Raw genomic sequence first — 16901 nt, 5'->3', positions numbered from 1 at the left:
TTTTCGTAGGAGCCCCGCCCTGGGGCGAAGCTTTTCCATTGCCCCGCGGTTCACGGCGGGGCGCCGCTCCTACGCATTCACAGCGTCGACGCGTGACTGACTACGCCGCCGTTCACTGAATGATCAGATTGTTGAAAAACAGGTCTTCGACGATGGGCTTGCCCTCTTCGCCATTGATCGCGTCCTGCACCTTCTTCAACGCTTCCAGACGCAGGTTCTCACGGCCATCGGGGGCATTGATGGTCTCGCTGGTCTGGGCCGAGAACAGCATCACCATCTGATGACGGATCAGCGGCTCATGCTGTTTAATCTTCTCCTCCGCCTCGGTACCGGTCACGCGCAACGACACATCGGCCTTGAAGAATTTCAGGCGGTTGCCGGTATCGGCCAGGTTACCGATCAGCGCTGGCGTCAGGTTGTAGTAGAGCGTCGTCGGGGCTTCTTCCTTCTTATCCGAAGACGCCAGGGCAGGCAGGCAGATCGACAGGCTCAGCAACAGGGCGGTCAACAGTTTCACGTTCGGCACTCCATCGGGGATGTGCCTAGCATAGCCATCCCCGCGCCAGCACCCAAGCCCGACGCTTATGCCGACCTATCAGGCATCGGCATGCTCGTTGACCCTCGGCGGGCGCTTTCTACACTGCATGGCACCCTGCAAGAGGAATGACCTTCATGAAAGCCCTGCTGTGCAAAGCCTTCGGCCCTGCCGACACCCTGGTACTGGAAGACCTGCCGAGCCCCGAACCCAAGAAGAACGAGGTGCTGATCGAGGTGCAGGCCGCCGGGGTCAACTTCCCCGACACACTGATCATCGAAGGCAAATACCAGTTCAAGCCGCCCTTCCCCTTCGCCCCGGGCGGAGAGGTGGCCGGCGTGGTCAAGGCCGTGGGCGAGAAGGTAAGCCATCTGCGCGCTGGTGACCGGGTGATGGCGCTGACTGGCTGGGGCGGCTTCGCCGAAGAAGTCGCCGTGCCGGCCTACAACGTGCTGCCAGTACCCAAGAGCATGGACCTGACCACCGCCGCCGCCTTCGGCATGACCTACGGCACCTCCATGCATGCCCTCAAGCAACGCGCCAACCTGCAACCGGGTGAAACCCTGCTGGTGCTCGGCGCCTCCGGCGGCGTTGGCCTGGCAGCGGTGGAAATCGGCAAGGCCATGGGCGCGAAAGTGATTGCAGCAGCGAGCAGCGCCGAGAAACTGGAAGTGGCGCGCAAGGCCGGCGCCGACGACCTGATCAACTACAGCGAACAAAGCCTCAAGGACGAGGTGAAGAAACTCACCGACGGCCAGGGCGTGGACGTGATCTACGACCCGGTAGGCGGCACGCTGTTCGAGGAAGCCTTTCGCAGCATCGGCTGGAACGGTCGCTTCCTGGTGGTGGGCTTTGCCGCCGGCGGCGGCATCCCGGCCCTGCCGGCCAACCTGCCACTGCTTAAGGGCGCCTCCCTGGTCGGCGTATTCTGGGGCTCCTTCGCCCAGCGCCAGCCGCAGGACAATGCCGCGAACTTCCAGCAGCTGTTCGCCTGGCATGCCGAAGGCAAGCTCAAGCCGCTGGTGTCGCAGACCTTCCCGCTTGAGCGCGGCGGAGAAGCCATCGCTACCCTCAGCCAGCGCAAGGCCGTGGGCAAGGTGGTGGTGACCGTTCGCTGAAGTGCGTAGGGCGGGTGCAACCCGCCGAATCAATCAGTGGCGGGTTGCACCCGCCCTACACTTATGAGCGCGGCGCGTAGGCAAACACGTCGGCGCGCATCTGGTGGGCGTCCATACCGGCTTCGACCAGTGCATCGAGGGTGGCGTAGACCATCGCCGGTGAGCCGCTGGCGTAGACGTGCAAAGCCTTGAGGTCGGGGAAGTCTTCGCGCACCGCTTCGTGCAGCAGGCCGCAGCGGCCTTGCCAGCCACACTGGTCGCTGACCACCTGATGCAGGTGCAGATTGTCCAGTTGCTGCCACTCGGCCCAGTGCGGCAGCTCGTAGAAATCCTCGGGTCGCCGCGCGCCCCAGTACAGGTGTACCGGGTGGGGGAAACCAGCGGCGCGGCAATGCTCGATCAGGCTGTGCATCTGGCCCATACCGGTGCCCGCGGCGATCAACACCAGCGGTCCATCGGGCAGATCGGCAAGGTGGGTATCACCATAAGGCATCTGCACGCGAGCCATGCCGGTGCTGCGCAGATGCTCCAGCAGGGCAATGCTGCTGTCCTCGCGCGCGAGGATATGCAGTTCCAGCTCACGCCCGGCATGCGGCGCAGAGGCCAGGGAAAAGGCCGCCATCTCGCTATCCGGGCGCTGCAACAGCAGGTACTGCCCGGCGTGATAACGCGGCGCTTTGCCGGCCGGGGTACGCAAGCGTACGCGGAACACGTCGCCGCCAACTTCCTGGCATTCGATCAGCTGGCAACTCAGCTCGCGTACCGGCAGCTCGCCCGGCGCCAGCACGCCATCCCAGTGCAGCACACAGTCTTCCAGCGGTTCGGCGAGGCAGGTGAACAGCTCGCCATGATCCAGCTCCACGCCGTTCTGCCGCACACGCCCCTCCACCAGCAAGGCAGCACATATATGGCAGTTGCCGTTACGGCAGCTCTGCGGGCAGTCATAGCCCAGGCGCCGGGCGCCATCGAGAATGCGTTCGCCCGGCTGCAGCGCGAGAGTGACGCCGGAGGGTTGCAGGGTGACGTTCATCAATCTATTCCCAGCTCGCTCCACAGCGCGTCTACACGCGCCACCACGGCCGGATCCTTCTCGATGGCGCGGCCCCACTCGCGAGTGGTTTCACCGGGCCACTTGTGGGTGGCGTCCAGGCCCATCTTTGAACCCAGGCCGGAGATCGGCGAGGCGAAGTCGAGATAGTCGATCGGCGTGTTGTCGATCATCACCGTGTCGCGCTTGGGGTCCATGCGCGTGGTAATCGCCCAGATCACGTCATTCCAGTCCCGTGCGTTGATATCGTCGTCGGTGACGATAACGAACTTGGTGTACATGAACTGTCGCAGGAACGACCACACACCGAGCATTACGCGCTTGGCGTGGCCCGGGTACTGTTTCTTCATGGTCACCACCGCCATGCGGTAGGAACAGCCTTCCGGCGGCAGGTAGAAGTCGGTGATCTCGGGGAACTGCTTCTGCAGGATCGGCACGAACACCTCGTTCAGCGCCACGCCGAGGATCGCCGGCTCATCTGGCGGCCGGCCGGTGTAGGTGCTGTGGTAGATCGGATCGCGGCGACGGGTGATGCGCTCGACGGTGAACACCGGGAAGGTGTCCACTTCGTTGTAGTAGCCGGTGTGGTCGCCGTAGGGGCCTTCCGGCGCGGTCTCGCCCGGATGGATCACGCCTTCGAGGACGATTTCGGCGCTGGCCGGCACCTGCAGGTCGCTGCCAACCGCCTTGATCAGCTCGGTACGATGACCACGCATGAGCCCTGCGAAGGCGTATTCGGAGAGGGTATCGGGCACTGGCGTCACAGCGCCGAGGATGGTCGCCGGATCCGCGCCAAGCGCAACGCAGACCGGGTAAGGCTTGTCCGGATGCTTCTGGCACCAGTCGCGGTAATCCAGCGCGCCGCCGCGATGGCTGAGCCAGCGCATGATCACCTTGTTGCGACCGATCACCTGCTGGCGGTAGATACCGAGGTTCTGCCGTTCCTTGTTCGGGCCCTTGGTGATGGTCAGGCCCCAGGTGATCAGCGGCGCCACGTCACCCGGCCAGCAGTGCTGGATCGGCAGTTTGCCGAGGTCGACGTCATCGCCTTCCTCGATCACTTCATGGCAAGGCGCATCCTTGACCACCTTGGGCGCCATGCTGATGACCTTCTTGAAGATCGGCAGCTTGCTCCAGGCATCTTTGAGGCCTTTCGGCGGCTCCGGCTCCTTGAGAAAGGCCAGCAGCTTGCCGATTTCGCGCAGCTCGGAGACATCCTCGGCGCCCATGCCCAGCGCCACGCGCTTGGGCGTACCGAACAGGTTGCCGAGCACCGGCACGTCGAAGCCCGCGGGGTTTTCGAACAGCAACGCCGGGCCGCCCTTGCGCAGGGTGCGGTCACAGATTTCGGTCATTTCCAGAACGGGCGATACCGGGGTCTGGATGCGCTTGAGTTCGCCGCGCTTTTCCAGTTCACGGATGAAGTCGCGCAGGTCGCGATACTGCATGCAGGAGCCTCGTGTCGGACAGGCAAGAGTCGGCCGCAAAGTTTAGCGCCGAAGTCGGGCTTTCAGAAGGCTTGAAAGCCTCCAGATACGACAAGGCCGGGTTTCCCCGGCCTTGTGGCAAGACATGAACCGCTTATTTGCGCTTCATCGACAAGAAGAACTCATCGTTAGTCTTGGTCGCCTTGAGCTTGTCGATCAGGAACTCGATGGCGGCAATCTCGTCCATCGGGTGCAGCAGCTTGCGCAGAATCCACATGCGCGACAGCTCTTCCTCACCGGTCAGCAGCTCTTCACGACGAGTGCCCGACTTGTTGATGTTGATGGCCGGGAACACACGCTTCTCGGAAACACGGCGATCGAGGATCAGCTCCATGTTGCCGGTGCCCTTGAATTCCTCGTAGATCACTTCGTCCATCTTCGAGCCGGTTTCAACCAGCGCGGTGGCGATGATGGTCAGCGAGCCGCCTTCTTCGATGTTACGCGCGGCGCCGAAGAAGCGCTTCGGCTTCTCCAGGGCGTGGGCGTCGACACCACCGGTGAGTACCTTGCCGGAGCTCGGAATCACGGTGTTGTAGGCACGCGCCAGGCGGGTGATGGAGTCGAGCAGGATGACCACGTCCTTCTTGTGCTCGACCAGGCGTTTGGCCTTCTCGATCACCATTTCGGCGACCTGCACGTGGCGGGTCGGCGGCTCGTCGAAGGTCGAGGCGACCACTTCGCCGCGCACGGTGCGCTGCATCTCGGTCACTTCTTCCGGGCGCTCGTCGATCAGCAGAACGATCAGGTGGCACTCGGGGTTGTTGCGGGTGATGTTCGAGGCGATGTTCTGCAGCATGATGGTCTTGCCCGCTTTCGGCGGAGCGACGATCAGGCCGCGCTGGCCCTTGCCAATCGGCGCGCAGAGGTCGATCACACGACCGGTGATGTCCTCGGTGGAGCCGTTGCCGGCTTCCATGGTCAGGCGCTGATTCGGGAACAGCGGCGTCAGGTTCTCGAACAGGATCTTGTTCTTGGCGTTTTCCGGGCGGTCGAAGTTGATGCTGTCGACCTTGAGCAGAGCGAAGTAACGCTCGCCTTCCTTCGGCGGACGGATCTTGCCGACGATGGTGTCACCGGTACGCAGGTTGAAACGGCGGATCTGGCTGGGCGAGACGTAGATGTCGTCAGGGCCGGCCAGGTAGGAAGAGTCGGCACTGCGCAGAAAGCCGAAACCGTCCTGGAGGATCTCCAGCACGCCGTCACCGGAAATTTCCTCGCCGCCTTTGGCATGCTTTTTCAGCAGGGCGAAGATGATGTCCTGCTTGCGCGAACGAGCCATGTTTTCCAGGCCCATCTGTTCGGCCATGTCCAGCAGTTCGGCAATCGGCTTTTGCTTGAGTTCGGTCAGATTCATAGGAATGACGTGATCATCGAGAGGAGAAGAAAGCTGTTAGCTTGAGAGGCCGCGCCGCAGAGAAGGCGACAGGATCGCGAACGAATTCGTATAGGAATGAATCGGCGACGGCGTGCAGAGAGCTGCATGGAGGATGCAGCGGAATCGAATTTAACACCGTGAAAAAACAGCGTCTAGTCCCGAAAACGAAAAAACCCCGCCAATTGCGGGGCCTCTTCCAGAGCGACTTGCCTCAGATGTTGCTGTCGAGGAAAGCAGCCAGCTGCGACTTGGACAGCGCGCCGACCTTGGTCGCTTCGACGTTGCCGTTCTTGAACAGCATCAGGGTCGGGATACCGCGCACGCCGTACTTCGGCGGGGTTTCCTGGTTCTCGTCGATGTTCAGTTTGCAGATCTTCAGCTTGCCCTGGTATTCCTTGGCGATCTCGTCGAGCACCGGGGCAATCATCTTGCACGGGCCGCACCACTCAGCCCAATAGTCGACCAGAACCGGACCTTCAGCCTGGATGACGTCCTGGTCAAAGCTGGCGTCGCTGACGTTGGTGATGAATTCGCTCATGAGGAGTCTCCGTGTATTCGGAAGCAAAAAATTGCCGGGAGGAATTTTTGACGTCGCTTGCGACGGCCCGAAGGGTTACTGCCAAGGATGGCAGGCAACCAAAAAGTGGCGCCATCATAGCCCGGCTTGCGTGACACCGAAAGGCACTGGCGATTGAGCCACTCAATAGTTTCAATCACCCAAGGTGATGAAGGCGATGCCGGTACGCAGCGCAGCCGCGCGAATATGCTGCTGCATGGCCTTCTGTGCCGGCCCGGCGGCATGCCGAGCCAGTGACTTGAGAATCTTGCGATGCTCCTGCCAGGTTTCCTGCGCCCGCTCCGGACGGATGAACGGCAGCTTTTGACTTTCCAGAAAGATCTCCGCGCTGGACGTCACCAGGGCACACATTGCCTGATTGCCGCTGGCAACGAGAATACGCTGGTGAAATTCGAAATCCAGACGGTTGGCTTGCTCGAAATCGCCCGCACGCAGCTCGCAAGGGTACCGCGGTGACCTCGATCATCGGTTTCACCGAGCTGACCAAGACCGGCAGCATGCTGGCCAACGCTACCTTCGAGCCGTTCATGGTCTACGCCTTCGTCGCCCTCGGCTACTTCCTGCTCTGCTACCCGCTCTCACTCGCTGCCTATCGCCTGGAAAGGAGGCTGAATGTCGCTGCTTAATGTCGTCGCCCTGCACAAGTACTACGGCGACAATCACGTGCTTAAAGGCATCGACCTCAAGGTCGAGGAAGGCGAAGTAGTCGCCATCATCGGCCGCAGCGGCTCGGGCAAGAGCACCTTCCTGCGCACCCTCAACGGCCTGGAGTCGATCAACGACGGCGTGATCGAAGTCGACGGCGAATACCTCGACGCCGCCCGCGCCGATCTGCGTAGCCTGCGGCAGAAGGTCGGCATGGTGTTCCAGCAGTTCAACCTGTTCCCGCACCTGACCGTTGGCGAGAACGTCATGCTGGCGCCACAGGTGGTGAAGAAAACCTCACGCGCCGAAGCCGAAAAAACCGCCCGCCAAATGCTCGAACGCGTCGGCCTGGCGGAGAAGTTCGACGCCTACCCCGAGCGCCTGTCCGGCGGCCAGCAGCAGCGCGTGGCGATCGCCCGCGCCCTGGCCATGTCGCCCAAGGTGTTGCTGTGCGACGAGATCACCTCGGCGCTCGACCCGGAGCTGGTCAACGAGGTGCTGGCAGTGGTCAAGCAACTGGCCAGCGAGGGCATGACCCTGATCATGGTCACCCACGAGATGCGCTTCGCCCGCGAAGTGGGTAACAACCTGGTGTTCATGCACCATGGCAAGGTGCACGAGATCGGTGATCCCAAGGCGCTGTTCGCCGCGCCGCAGACCGAAGAGCTACGCCACTTCATCGGTTCGGTGAACCTGTGAACGCACCGACCCCGCTGCCATCGCGCATCGAGCCGCTGACCCGCGAAGCCTTCGCGCCTTTCGGTGATGTGATCGAAGCGGCCGGAGCGCAGGCCTTCCCGATCAACGCCGGCACCACCACCCGCTACCACGACCTGGTTCAGGTGGAGTTGGCCGGTGAAGCGTCACGTACCCTGGTCAACCTGTTCGAAGGCAAGGCCTGGCACGCGCCCATCACCCTTACCATGCTCGAACGCCATCCGCTGGGCAGCCAGGCGTTCTACCCGGTGGATGGCGGGCACATGATGATCGTCGTCGCCCCGCCTGGCGAACTGGACGAGTCGAAGATCCGCGCCTTCATCAGTGGCCGGATCAGGGCGTGAACTACGCGCGCGGTACCTGGCATCATCCGTTACTCTGGCTGCAACACCCTGGACGCTTCCTGGTGGTGGACCGCGGCGGCGAGGGTCACAACTGCGACGAGCAGCTTCTAAAACAGCCGCTGAGCGTGCTGAACCTGCGATAACCACAGGTCTAGACCAGTTTCATGCGACATCCGAATGCGTTGGCTCATGCGCTCAGTCGTGGCAGGATGCGCGGAAATCGAACGAGATGCCGCAATCATGCCCCAAGCCCCTGCCGAGAGTTTTCCCCTGATCGCCGCCATCGACCTGGGCTCGAACAGCTTCCATATGGTGCTGGCCAAGGCCGACAATCATGAAATCCGCATCCTCGAGCGCCTCGGCGACAAGGTCCAGCTGGCAGCGGGCCTGGACGACGAGCGCCAGCTCAGCGAAGAGGCGATGCAGCGCGGCCTGGATTGCCTGCGTCGTTTCGCCCAATTCACCAACACACTGCCGGAAGGCGCTGTACGCATCGTCGGCACCAATGCCCTGCGTGAGGCGCGCAACCGCGCAGTGTTCATCCGCCGCGCCGAGGAGATTCTCGGTCACCAGGTCGAGGTGATTTCCGGTCGCGAAGAAGCTCGCCTGATCTACCTCGGCGTCTCCCACAGCATCGCCGACACACCCGGCAAGCGTTTGGTCGCCGACATTGGCGGCGGCAGTACCGAGTTCATCATCGGCCAGCGTTTCGAGCCACTGCTGCGCGAGAGCTTGCAAATGGGCTGCGTCAGCTTCACCCAGCGTTATTTCAAGGACGGCAAGATCACCCCGGCGCGCTACGCCCAGGCCTACACCGCCGCGCGCCTGGAACTGATGGGCATCGAGCAGGGCTTGCGCCGTCTCGGCTGGGAAGACGCCGTCGGCGCCTCCGGCACCATCAAGGCCATCGGTCTGGCGACCAAGGCCGCCGGCCTGGGCAATGGCGAGGTGACGGTCGAGGGCCTGGCCTGGCTCAAGCGCAAGCTGTTCAAACTCGGCGAGGTGGAGAAGATCGACCTCGACGGCATCAAGCCGGATCGCCGCGGTATCTTCCCCGCCGGCCTGGCGATTCTCGAAGCCATCTTCGATGCCTGCGACATCCAGCGCATGAGCCACTCCGAAGGTGCTCTGCGTGAAGGCGTGCTGTACGATCTGCTCGGCCGTCATCAGCATGAAGACGTCCGCGAACGCACGCTGGCGGCGTTCATGGAGCGCTACCACGTCGATACCGACCAGGCCGCCCGGGTCGAGGCCAAGGCGCTGTCGGCACTGGACAAGGTCGCCAGCGACTGGGGGCTGACCGATGTCTGGCACCGCGAGCTGTTGAGCTGGGGCGCCAAGGTGCACGAGGTGGGCCTGGATATCGCTCACTATCAGTATCACAAGCACGGTGCCTACCTGATCGAGCACTCGGACCTGGCCGGTTTCTCCCGCCAGGATCAGCAGATGCTCGCCCTGCTGGTGCGTGGCCACCGGCGCAACATTCCCAAGGACAAGTTCGCCGATTTCGGCGAGGAAGGCATCAAGCTGATGCGCCTGTGCGTGCTGCTGCGCTTCGCCATCCTCTTTCACCATATTCGCGGCACGCAGAGCATGCCCGAGGTGCAGTTCAAAGTCGGCGACAACAGCCTGGAAATCGTCTTCCCCGAAGGCTGGCTGGCAGCTAACCCGTTGACCCAGGCGGATTTCGAAGCCGAGGCCGAGTGGCTTAAGCGCATCGACCTGACGTTGAGCGTGCGCTGATCAGGCGGTGGGCGCGGCGCACCCTACCGGAGGGATAGCTCGTAGGGTGGGCCGGGCGGCGATCCGTTTCAGCCCTCCAACGCAGTCAGTGTGGGCTAATGCCCACCCGGCTGACATTGAGCGTGCGTTGATTCGGGAGTGCCGTAGGACGGGTGAAACCCGCCATCACCCGCCCTAGCGCTGCAGCGCGAAATCCAGCACCTGCAGGCTGCTGACGAAGGCGTTGCCGGCGTGATCCTCGCCAGGCGTCAGCAGCAATTGCGCATTCACGCCCAGCACGCCGAGGCGCTGCTGAAATTCCCGAGTGTTATCGACCATGCGCCGCTCGGCCAGGTGTTTTTGTCGCACTTCCAGCAGCGGCACATCGGCCGCCGGCTGCTCGGCCGCACCGACACTGAGCATCAGGCGAACGTTTGGACGCGGCTCCTGACTGGCGAAGGTCTCCAACAGATCGAAGGCGTAGCGCCGGTGCCACCACAACAACGGGCTGGCAGCAACGTAGCGCTGGAACGCCTGTGGCCGTGACAGCAAGGTGTAGAGCGTGAACAGGCCGCCGTAGGAGTGGCCGAACAGGGTCTGGCGCCGTGTATCGACCCTGTAGCGTGACGCCACCAAGGGTTTGACCTCACCCTCGATAAAGTCCAGAAACCGTTCGGCGCCGCCCTCGCGGGCATGGCTATCGCCGAGGTTCGGCGCTGGCGGCGTGTAGTCCTCGGCCCGCGCCGGAATGTCGAAAGGCGCATCCCCCGGATAGCCGATGCCAACCACCAGCACCGCCTCGCGCCCGTCACGCGCCGCGTGCGGCGTATACATCAGCGCCTGCTGCGCCAGCAGCGGGAAGAACAGCTCGGCATCGAGCACATAGACCACCGGGTAACCCTGCGGTGGCGCCTCACCTTGTGGTTTCGACAGATACAGTCGATAGCTGCGCCCGGTGTGCCGCGAATGCAGCTCGCGCATCTCGGCCTGCACCAGCGTCGCCGGCTGCCAGCTTTCGGCGGCTACACCAAGCGACGCGCACAGCGCCAGGACGAACAGGGCAACGCTAGCTCTCATCGCTGGCCTCTTCGCTCCAGATGACCGCCAGGCCCTCCTTGCGGGCGAAACGCACCAGATGATCGTCGAGGACGAAACGGATGCGCGCGGCGGCCTCGGCATCGTCGGCCTGACAGTCGAAATGCAGCGCATCGGTTTCGGCGTGCATCAGACAGCGGCCAAAGGGAAATTGCGCATCGGCACTGCGCTCGTCGAACTCCACGGCGATCTTGTGGCGAAAGTGCTTGCACAGCTTGGTCATGTACAGCGAGGCCGAAGCGGTGGTCGCGGTACCTTGAAATCGAATCATGCAGTAAGGCTCATCAGGTGGTGGCGGGTGGGCCCGCTTCTGTCGTGGTTGTCGCAAGGGCGAGGGAGTGGCTTGAACCACTCCCTCGTCCGCTCAGAAGCTGGTGCTGATGCTGGCGTAAAAGGTGCGCCCCGGTTCGTTGTAGGTGTAGGCGCCGGCCTCGCGGCTATTGCCCTCGCGGTACAGGCGCTTGTCGAACAGGTTGCTGATGCCGGCACCGACGCTCCAGTTCTTGTCGATGGCATAGCTGCCACCGATGCCGACCAGGGCGTAGGGCGAAATTTCGCGGCGCGCGTAGCCCGTCAGCACGTTGCCCTGATAGTCGTACTTGCCCGGCGTCTGCCGGCCATACCAGGTCACTGTGGTCTGCAACGACAGCGGGTCGCTGACCTGCCAGTCCAGCGTCGAGTTGACGGTGAACTCGGGGATGATCGACAGCGGCTCGCCGGTCTCCTTGTTCTTCGATTGCAGCATCCAAGTGAAGTTGGTGTTCCAGCTCAGGCTGCTTGCCAGCGGCATCTTCAGGTTGCCTTCGAAGCCCTCGACCACCGCACGCGGAATGTTGCTCCACTGGAACACGTTGGCCACTCGGGTAGCGCTGCCCTGCGTGAAGTCCACCGTACCGACCGGAACGCGGCCGGCCTCGACCTTGTCGCGGTAATCGTTGCGGAACCAAGTCAGGCTGGCCTGATATTCACCAGACTCGAACTCCAGACCAAGCTCCTTGTTGACGCTGGTTTCCGCCTCAAGATTCTCGTTGCCCACCAGGAAGCAGCCGGGGCCTCCGGCGACGAAATCCCAGCAACCGATGCCGTTACTGTAGAGCGCATAGGACGGGTTGCTCTGATACAGATTGGGTACTTTGTAGGCGCGGGCGATACCGGCCTTGAGGGTGAAATTATCGTCCAGGCGATGCGACAGGTTGAGCGATGGGCTCCAGTTGCTGCCGCTGATGCTGTTGTGGTCGTAGCGCAGCCCTGGCGTAAGCATGGTGCCCGGGCGCAGTTCGATATTGTCCTCGACGAACAGCGATGCGGTGCGCATGGCGATGTTACCGGCGAAACGAGTCGGATAGCCGATGCTCTGGATCGCGGCGAGATCGGACACACCATCCTCCATGCGTTGCTCGTTCCACTCGGCGCCAAGGGTCAGCACCTGCTCGAACAGGGCTGTCAGCGGCAGGCTGACTTCACTGTGCGCGGTCATACTTTGCAGTTCGATGGTGCCGAACTCGTTACCATTGATAGCACCTTCAGGACCGCCGGCCAGGCCTTCCTTGAGGCGGTTGTTGCGCGTGCGCTCGTATTGCAGGTAGTTCAGCGTGCTACCGAAGTCCCAGTCGCCGTGATGGGTGATGGCGTAGGTGTTGCGCAGCATGCGATTGGTTTCACGGCCAATCCAATCGGCGCGCGCGCTGTTGATCCCTGCGTTGCTGCTCAGGTTGTTCATACTGTCGCCGGTGTAGATGTTGCCCTGGCGACTGAAGCCGGCCTGCAGGTCGAGGGTCTGCGATTCGTCCAGGCGCCAGCTCAGAGTGCCGTCGACATCGCGGTTGCGCACGCCTTCGCGGCCCGCCAGCGCGGCGTTGCTGGTGCTGACGGCGCGGCCTTCGTTGATGTCCGCGTCGTCCGAGTCGGTCTTGTTCAGGTTGCCGTAGACGCGATAGGAAATGTTCTCCGCCAGCGGGCCGCTGAGGCCGAAGTTGAAACGCCGGGTGGCGCCTTCCTCGCTGTGCTGCGGCATGTTGGCGTACAGGCTGAGGTTGCCGTGATGTTCCAGTCCGGCCTGCTTGGTGATGATGTTGACCACGCCACCGGCAGCGCCGCTGCCATAGCGCGCAGCGGCCGGGCCGCGCAGCACTTCGATGCGCTCGATCTGCTCGGCCGGCACCCAGTTGGTATCGCCGCGGGTGTCGCGGTCACCGCGCCAGCCATAGCGCACGGCATTGCGTGAACTCACCGGCTTACCATCGATCAGGATCAGGGTGTTCTCCGGGCCCATGCCGCGGATATCGATCTGGCGGTTGTTGCCACGCGCGCCCGAACCGCTGTTGCCGGTCAAGTTGACGCCCGGCTGCTTGCGAATGATCTCGGCGATGTCGTTCGCCGGTGGCGCTTTCTGGATGTCCTCGGCGGTGATCACCGATACGCCAAGCGCCTGCTTGAGCTCCTCCTGAGCGGTGCCAAGCACCTCGGTGGCCTGCAGTTGCAGCGGCTCCTCGGAAGCCGCTGCCAATGCCGGCACAACCAGCAGCATGGCGATGACCAAGGGTTTGAGTGAATGATGACGCGTTTGCAGGTACATGCCCCCTCCCCGATGTGCACGGCATGATGCGCCGGCACAATATTCAATGCGAATGATTTGCATCAATAAATAGCGAGGCGTAGTCTGCCACCCTGTTTGTAACAAGAGGTTTGTGCGCGGGGATTTGTTCTTTGCGCCAGAGGCATGCAGAGGTGTCATCGATGACCAGCCACGCTCCCATCGTCCGCGCCGCAGAACTGGCCAACCTGGCCGATGAACGCATTCGCCTGGTGGACGGCGAGCGCACGCGTGACCGTCTGTTCCAGGGTCACCTGAGCTGGCGCAGGCTGCGCAGCGGCCTGTCGCTGCACTGCTCGGACTGCCAGGAGCTGCAGGACTTCGCCACCCAGACCGAAGCGCGCCCTCACCTGAATTTCATCCTCTTCCTGCAAGGGCGCAGCGAGGTCAGCTACGACGGTCGGCCCTTCACCTTCGGTACATCCGGCACTGCTGGCGAGGGAGTGACCATCGCGCTCAACGAGCCGATGCTGTTTGCCCGTCGCGCACGCCGTGGCCAGCGCATCCGCAAGGTCTCGGTGAGCCTGGCGCCGGAGTGGTTCGAATCGAGCGGCTTCGATGGCCAGGCGCAGCTGAAGGCGTTGCTGCAGGGCAATTACCGGCCACTCAATGTAATGCGCTGGCAACCGTCGCCACGCCTGCTGACGCTGGCCGAACAGGTACTGCATCCCGGCTGCGGCAATCGCCTGCTGGAAAATCTCTACCTGGAAAGCCGTGCCCTGGAGATCGCCGGCGAAGCGTTGAGCCTGATGACCCGGCAACCGACTCAGGCAGTGCCGAATCTACGCCCGCACGAGCACCAGCGCATCCGCCGCACCCTGGAACTGCTGCACAGCGGCGAGGCCGATGGCTGGTCACTGGAAGATATCGCACACGAGGTCGGCTGCTGCGCCAGCACCCTGCAGCGTCAGTTCCAGGCGGCCAAGGGCACCTCGCTGTTCGAGTATCAGCGCCAGCGCAAGCTGCAACAGGCGCGTGAGGCGCTGGAGCGTCAGGGCGTGAGTGTCGGCCAGGCGGCCTGGATCGCCGGCTACAGCAGCGCCGCCAACTTCTCCACGGCGTTCAAGCGTGCGTTCGGCATCAGCCCGAAGCAGGTGCGGGCACGGTTGTAGGGATAGCGTAGCCCGTGAAAGGCGGGAAAATGCGGAAGGCAAGGCTCTGGTCTTGCTCCTCTGCCATTCACGGGGGAGGGCAGAGAATACCGCAAAGCTGCCGGTTTTCCCTGTGCCCGTAGAGGTAAGGGACTGCGGCCGCACATCGGTGTAGGGGGCAGCGCACCCTACGAAACATGCGGCCGGGCTGCTTTCTCCCCTCTCCCGCTTGCGGGAGAGGGGGCGGGGGAGAGGGCTAGCGATTGGGCGCTCATCGGCGCAGGAAGCAGTGCTTCCCGCGGCCCTCAAAGCCCTCTCCCGCAAGCAGGAGAGGGTCATCAGGGGCTGCAAGCAGCCGCTTTTAACGAGCGACGACGACCGGGGCCGTGAGCTTTTCCAGCAGACCGGACTGTGCGCTACGCGGGTTCTGGTTGCCGGTGGGCTGCTGACGCAGGTAGCGGCCGTCCGGCTGCAGCACCCAGGCCTGGGTGTTGTCGGTCAGGTAGCTTTCCAGTTCCTTCTTCACGCGCATGATCAGCTTCTTGCCCTCTACCGGAAAGCAGGTCTCAACGCGCTTGTCGAGGTTGCGCTCCATCCAGTCGGCGCTGGACAGGTAGATCTTCTCGTCACCGCCATTGAGGAAGTAGAACACCCGCGTATGCTCGAGGAAGCGCCCGATGATCGAGCGCACCTGGATGTTGTGCGACACCCCGGCGATACCCGGGCGCAGGCAGCACATGCCGCGCACCACCAGGTCAATCTTCACCCCGGTCTGGCTGGCCTTGTACAGCGCGCGGATCACCTTGGGGTCGGTCAGCGAGTTGAACTTGGCGATGATATGCGCCGGCTTGCCTTCGGCTGCAGCTGCGGTTTCCTTGGCGATCAGGTCGAGCAGGGTCTTCTTCAGGGTGAAGGGCGCGTGCAGCAGTTTCTTCATGCGCAGGGTCTTGCCCATGCCAATCAGCTGGCTGAACAGCTTCGACACGTCCTCGCCCAGAGCTACGTCGGCGGTGAGCAGGCTGTAGTCGGTGTACAGCTTGGCGTTGCCGGCGTGGTAGTTGCCGGTGCCCAAGTGTGCATAGCGGACGATCTCGCCGTTCTCGCGGCGCAGGATGAGCATCATCTTGGCGTGAGTCTTGAAGCCGACCACGCCATAAATCACCACCGCACCGGCAGCCTGCAGACGGCTGGCCAGGGCCAGGTTGGACTCTTCGTCGAAGCGCGCACGCAGCTCGATCACCGCGGTGACTTCCTTGCCGTTACGCGCGGCTTCCACCAGCGCGTCGACGATCTCCGAGTTGGCACCGGAGCGATACAGGGTCTGCTTGATCGCCAGCACATGCGGGTCTTTCGCCGCCTGGCGCAACAGGTCGACCACCGGGGTGAAGGACTCGAAGGGGTGCAGCAGGAGGATGTCCTGCTTACTGACCACGCTGAAGATGTTCTCGGCGTTCTGCAGCAGCTTGGGGATCACCGGAGTGAACGGCGCGTACTGCAGCTCCGGGTGGTTATCCAGGCCGGTGATGCTGAACAGCCGGGTCAGGTTGACCGGGCCGTTGACCTGGTACAACTCGCTCTCGGTCAGGCCGAATTGCTTGAGCAGGTGATCGCGTAGGTGTTTCGGGCAGGTGTCGACCACCTCCAGGCGCACCGCATCGCCATAGCGACGGCTAAACAGCTCGCCGCGCAGGGCGCGGGCCAGGTCTTCGACGTCCTCGGTATCCACCGACAGGTCGGCGTTACGGGTCAGGCGGAACTGGTAGCAGCCCTTGACCTTCATGCCCTGGAACAGGTCATCGGCGTGGGCGTGGATCATCGACGACAGGAACACGTAGTTGTCGCCGGGGCCGCCGACGTCTTCCGGCACCTTGATGATACGGGGCAGCAGGCGTGGCGCCGGGATGATGGCCAGACCGGAGTCGCGACCGAAGGCATCGACGCCCTCAAGTTCGACGATGAAGTTCAGGCTCTTGTTCACCAGCAGCGGGAAGGGGTGCGTCGGGTCGAGGCCGATGGGCGTGATGATCGGCGCGATCTCGTCGCGGAAGTAGCGGCGTACCCAGGCCTTGAGCTTGGTGGTCCAGAACCGCCGGCGGATGAAGTTGATGTTGTGCTTGGCCAGCGCCGGGAACAGCGTGTCGTTGAGAATGGCGTACTGTCGCTCGACCTGCTCGTGCACCAGTTCGCTGATGCGCGCCAGCGCCTGGTGCGGCTGCAGGCCGTCGGCACCGGCCTGTTCACGGGCGAAATTGATCTGCTTCTTCAGGCCGGCGACGCGGATCTCGAAGAATTCGTCGAGGTTGCTGGAGAAAATCAGCAGGAACTTCAGACGTTCGAGCAGCGGATAGGACTCATCCAGCGCCTGCTCCAGCACCCGGATATTGAACTGCAGTTGCGACAGTTCACGGTGGATGTACAGGCTGCTGTCATCCAGGCTGGGAATCGGCGCCGGCGGCGGGGTTTCCACCACTGGCGTCTCGGCGACCACCTCGGCCTGAGGCGGGTTGTTGTCGAGCACTTCGCTGTTGAGTCCTTCGCTGTTCATCGCTGGGTT

The 16901-nt window shown here is 63.0% G+C and carries 13 protein-coding genes and 3 pseudogenes; 6 read left to right on the top strand and 10 right to left on the bottom strand.

Features of this window, described 5'->3' with window-relative positions:
• Nucleotides 1-112: 112 nt before the first annotated feature.
• Nucleotides 113-517 carry a flagellar basal body-associated FliL family protein gene (locus ACNFCJ_RS01220; RefSeq protein WP_416769305.1) on the bottom strand — a complete coding sequence of 135 codons (405 nt, stop codon included), beginning with the start codon at nucleotides 515-517 and terminating at the stop codon, nucleotides 113-115.
• Between the two features lie 155 nt (nucleotides 518-672).
• On the opposite strand from ACNFCJ_RS01220, the gene ACNFCJ_RS01215 reads away from it, so the two are divergent.
• Nucleotides 673-1653 carry an NADPH:quinone oxidoreductase family protein gene (locus tag ACNFCJ_RS01215; protein WP_343352053.1) on the top strand — a complete coding sequence of 327 codons (981 nt, stop codon included), beginning with the start codon at nucleotides 673-675 and terminating at the stop codon, nucleotides 1651-1653.
• Nucleotides 1654-1714: 61 nt separating this feature from the next.
• Here the strand turns inward: ACNFCJ_RS01215 and ACNFCJ_RS01210 are convergent, their stop codons facing one another.
• The 5 genes and pseudogenes from ACNFCJ_RS01210 to ACNFCJ_RS01190 all read right to left on the bottom strand — a co-directional run.
• Nucleotides 1715-2683, bottom strand: a complete 969-nt coding sequence (locus ACNFCJ_RS01210) for a CDP-6-deoxy-delta-3,4-glucoseen reductase (RefSeq protein WP_343352051.1) — start codon at nucleotides 2681-2683, stop codon at nucleotides 1715-1717.
• Nucleotides 2683-4149 (bottom strand): 4-hydroxy-3-polyprenylbenzoate decarboxylase, encoded by a 1467-nt coding sequence (gene ubiD, locus ACNFCJ_RS01205; protein ID WP_416769303.1) that lies wholly within the window; start codon nucleotides 4147-4149, stop codon nucleotides 2683-2685. The genes ACNFCJ_RS01210 and ubiD overlap by 1 nt, the downstream gene beginning before the upstream one ends.
• 133 nt (nucleotides 4150-4282) lie before the next feature.
• On the bottom strand, nucleotides 4283-5542 hold the full coding sequence (rho, locus tag ACNFCJ_RS01200) for a transcription termination factor Rho (RefSeq protein ID WP_143504656.1): 1260 nt from the start codon (nucleotides 5540-5542) through the stop codon (nucleotides 4283-4285).
• A 232-nt stretch (nucleotides 5543-5774) separates the two neighbouring features.
• The gene (gene trxA, locus ACNFCJ_RS01195) at nucleotides 5775-6101 is read right to left on the bottom strand and encodes a thioredoxin TrxA (RefSeq protein ID WP_003458627.1); all 327 of its coding nucleotides are present in this window, start codon (nucleotides 6099-6101) and stop codon (nucleotides 5775-5777) included.
• Nucleotides 6102-6272: 171 nt separating this feature from the next.
• Nucleotides 6273-6578: pseudogene (locus tag ACNFCJ_RS01190) on the bottom strand (FadR/GntR family transcriptional regulator); the annotation flags it as partial.
• Nucleotides 6579-6580: 2 nt separating this feature from the next.
• Between ACNFCJ_RS01190 and ACNFCJ_RS01185 the strand changes: the two are divergent.
• The 4 genes and pseudogenes from ACNFCJ_RS01185 to ppx form a co-directional block, all read left to right on the top strand.
• Nucleotides 6581-6766, top strand: a pseudogene (locus ACNFCJ_RS01185) (amino acid ABC transporter permease); the annotation flags it as partial.
• Nucleotides 6753-7484 carry an amino acid ABC transporter ATP-binding protein gene (locus ACNFCJ_RS01180; protein ID WP_416769301.1) on the top strand — a complete coding sequence of 244 codons (732 nt, stop codon included), beginning with the start codon at nucleotides 6753-6755 and terminating at the stop codon, nucleotides 7482-7484. The pseudogene ACNFCJ_RS01185 and the gene ACNFCJ_RS01180, both read left to right, overlap by 14 nt.
• Nucleotides 7481-7989 (top strand): annotated as a pseudogene (locus tag ACNFCJ_RS01175) (ureidoglycolate lyase). The gene ACNFCJ_RS01180 and the pseudogene ACNFCJ_RS01175 overlap by 4 nt, the downstream one beginning before the upstream one ends.
• 97 nt (nucleotides 7990-8086) lie before the next feature.
• Entirely contained in the window at nucleotides 8087-9589 is a 1503-nt protein-coding gene (gene ppx / locus ACNFCJ_RS01170; protein ID WP_416769299.1) for an exopolyphosphatase, read from the top strand.
• Between the two features lie 174 nt (nucleotides 9590-9763).
• Here the strand turns inward: ppx and ACNFCJ_RS01165 are convergent, their stop codons facing one another.
• The 3 genes from ACNFCJ_RS01165 to ACNFCJ_RS01155 all read right to left on the bottom strand — a co-directional run bounded on the left by ACNFCJ_RS01165 (nucleotide 9764) and on the right by ACNFCJ_RS01155 (nucleotide 13238).
• Complete coding sequence (locus ACNFCJ_RS01165; RefSeq protein WP_416769297.1) at nucleotides 9764-10645, bottom strand: alpha/beta hydrolase; 882 nt, start codon at nucleotides 10643-10645, stop codon at nucleotides 9764-9766.
• Nucleotides 10635-10934 carry a DUF2218 domain-containing protein gene (locus tag ACNFCJ_RS01160; protein ID WP_179575202.1) on the bottom strand — a complete coding sequence of 100 codons (300 nt, stop codon included), beginning with the start codon at nucleotides 10932-10934 and terminating at the stop codon, nucleotides 10635-10637. The genes ACNFCJ_RS01165 and ACNFCJ_RS01160 overlap by 11 nt, the downstream gene beginning before the upstream one ends.
• A gap of 93 nt (nucleotides 10935-11027) precedes the next feature.
• Nucleotides 11028-13238 carry a TonB-dependent siderophore receptor gene (locus ACNFCJ_RS01155; protein WP_416769295.1) on the bottom strand — a complete coding sequence of 737 codons (2211 nt, stop codon included), beginning with the start codon at nucleotides 13236-13238 and terminating at the stop codon, nucleotides 11028-11030.
• Between the two features lie 161 nt (nucleotides 13239-13399).
• Here ACNFCJ_RS01155 and ACNFCJ_RS01150 point away from each other — a divergent pair, with 161 nt between their 5' ends.
• Nucleotides 13400-14368 carry a helix-turn-helix transcriptional regulator gene (locus ACNFCJ_RS01150; RefSeq protein WP_179575200.1) on the top strand — a complete coding sequence of 323 codons (969 nt, stop codon included), beginning with the start codon at nucleotides 13400-13402 and terminating at the stop codon, nucleotides 14366-14368.
• 340 nt (nucleotides 14369-14708) lie between these two features.
• Here ACNFCJ_RS01150 and ppk1 read toward each other — a convergent pair whose 3' ends face one another.
• The gene (gene ppk1, locus ACNFCJ_RS01145; RefSeq protein ID WP_179575199.1) at nucleotides 14709-16892 is read right to left on the bottom strand and encodes a polyphosphate kinase 1; all 2184 of its coding nucleotides are present in this window, start codon (nucleotides 16890-16892) and stop codon (nucleotides 14709-14711) included.
• Between the last annotated feature and the right edge of the window lie 9 nt (nucleotides 16893-16901).

The organism is Pseudomonas sp. NY15364 (assembly GCF_048068235.1).
GTDB classification, from domain to species: Bacteria; Pseudomonadota; Gammaproteobacteria; order Pseudomonadales; family Pseudomonadaceae; genus Aquipseudomonas; species Aquipseudomonas mendocina_D.
Note: the sequence above shows the minus strand (reverse complement) of the source record. Positions and strands in the feature narration are given on the sequence as shown.

What these genes read in the sequence shown, in the direction of transcription:
- ACNFCJ_RS01215 (WP_343352053.1), top strand. Translation starts at nt 673, where the DNA reads ATGAAAGCCCTGCTGTGCAAAGCCTTCGGCCCTGCCGACACCCTGGTA.
- ACNFCJ_RS01210 (WP_343352051.1), bottom strand. Translation starts at nt 2,683, where the DNA reads ATGAACGTCACCCTGCAACCCTCCGGCGTCACTCTCGCGCTGCAGCCG.
- ubiD (WP_416769303.1), bottom strand. Translation starts at nt 4,149, where the DNA reads ATGCAGTATCGCGACCTGCGCGACTTCATCCGTGAACTGGAAAAGCGC.
- rho (WP_143504656.1), bottom strand. Translation starts at nt 5,542, where the DNA reads ATGAATCTGACCGAACTCAAGCAAAAGCCGATTGCCGAACTGCTGGAC.
- trxA (WP_003458627.1), bottom strand. Translation starts at nt 6,101, where the DNA reads ATGAGCGAATTCATCACCAACGTCAGCGACGCCAGCTTTGACCAGGAC.
- ACNFCJ_RS01180 (WP_416769301.1), top strand. Translation starts at nt 6,753, where the DNA reads ATGTCGCTGCTTAATGTCGTCGCCCTGCACAAGTACTACGGCGACAAT.
- ppx (WP_416769299.1), top strand. Translation starts at nt 8,087, where the DNA reads ATGCCCCAAGCCCCTGCCGAGAGTTTTCCCCTGATCGCCGCCATCGAC.
- ACNFCJ_RS01165 (WP_416769297.1), bottom strand. Translation starts at nt 10,645, where the DNA reads ATGAGAGCTAGCGTTGCCCTGTTCGTCCTGGCGCTGTGCGCGTCGCTT.
- ACNFCJ_RS01160 (WP_179575202.1), bottom strand. Translation starts at nt 10,934, where the DNA reads ATGATTCGATTTCAAGGTACCGCGACCACCGCTTCGGCCTCGCTGTAC.
- ACNFCJ_RS01155 (WP_416769295.1), bottom strand. Translation starts at nt 13,238, where the DNA reads ATGTACCTGCAAACGCGTCATCATTCACTCAAACCCTTGGTCATCGCC.
- ACNFCJ_RS01150 (WP_179575200.1), top strand. Translation starts at nt 13,400, where the DNA reads ATGACCAGCCACGCTCCCATCGTCCGCGCCGCAGAACTGGCCAACCTG.
- ppk1 (WP_179575199.1), bottom strand. Translation starts at nt 16,892, where the DNA reads ATGAACAGCGAAGGACTCAACAGCGAAGTGCTCGACAACAACCCGCCT.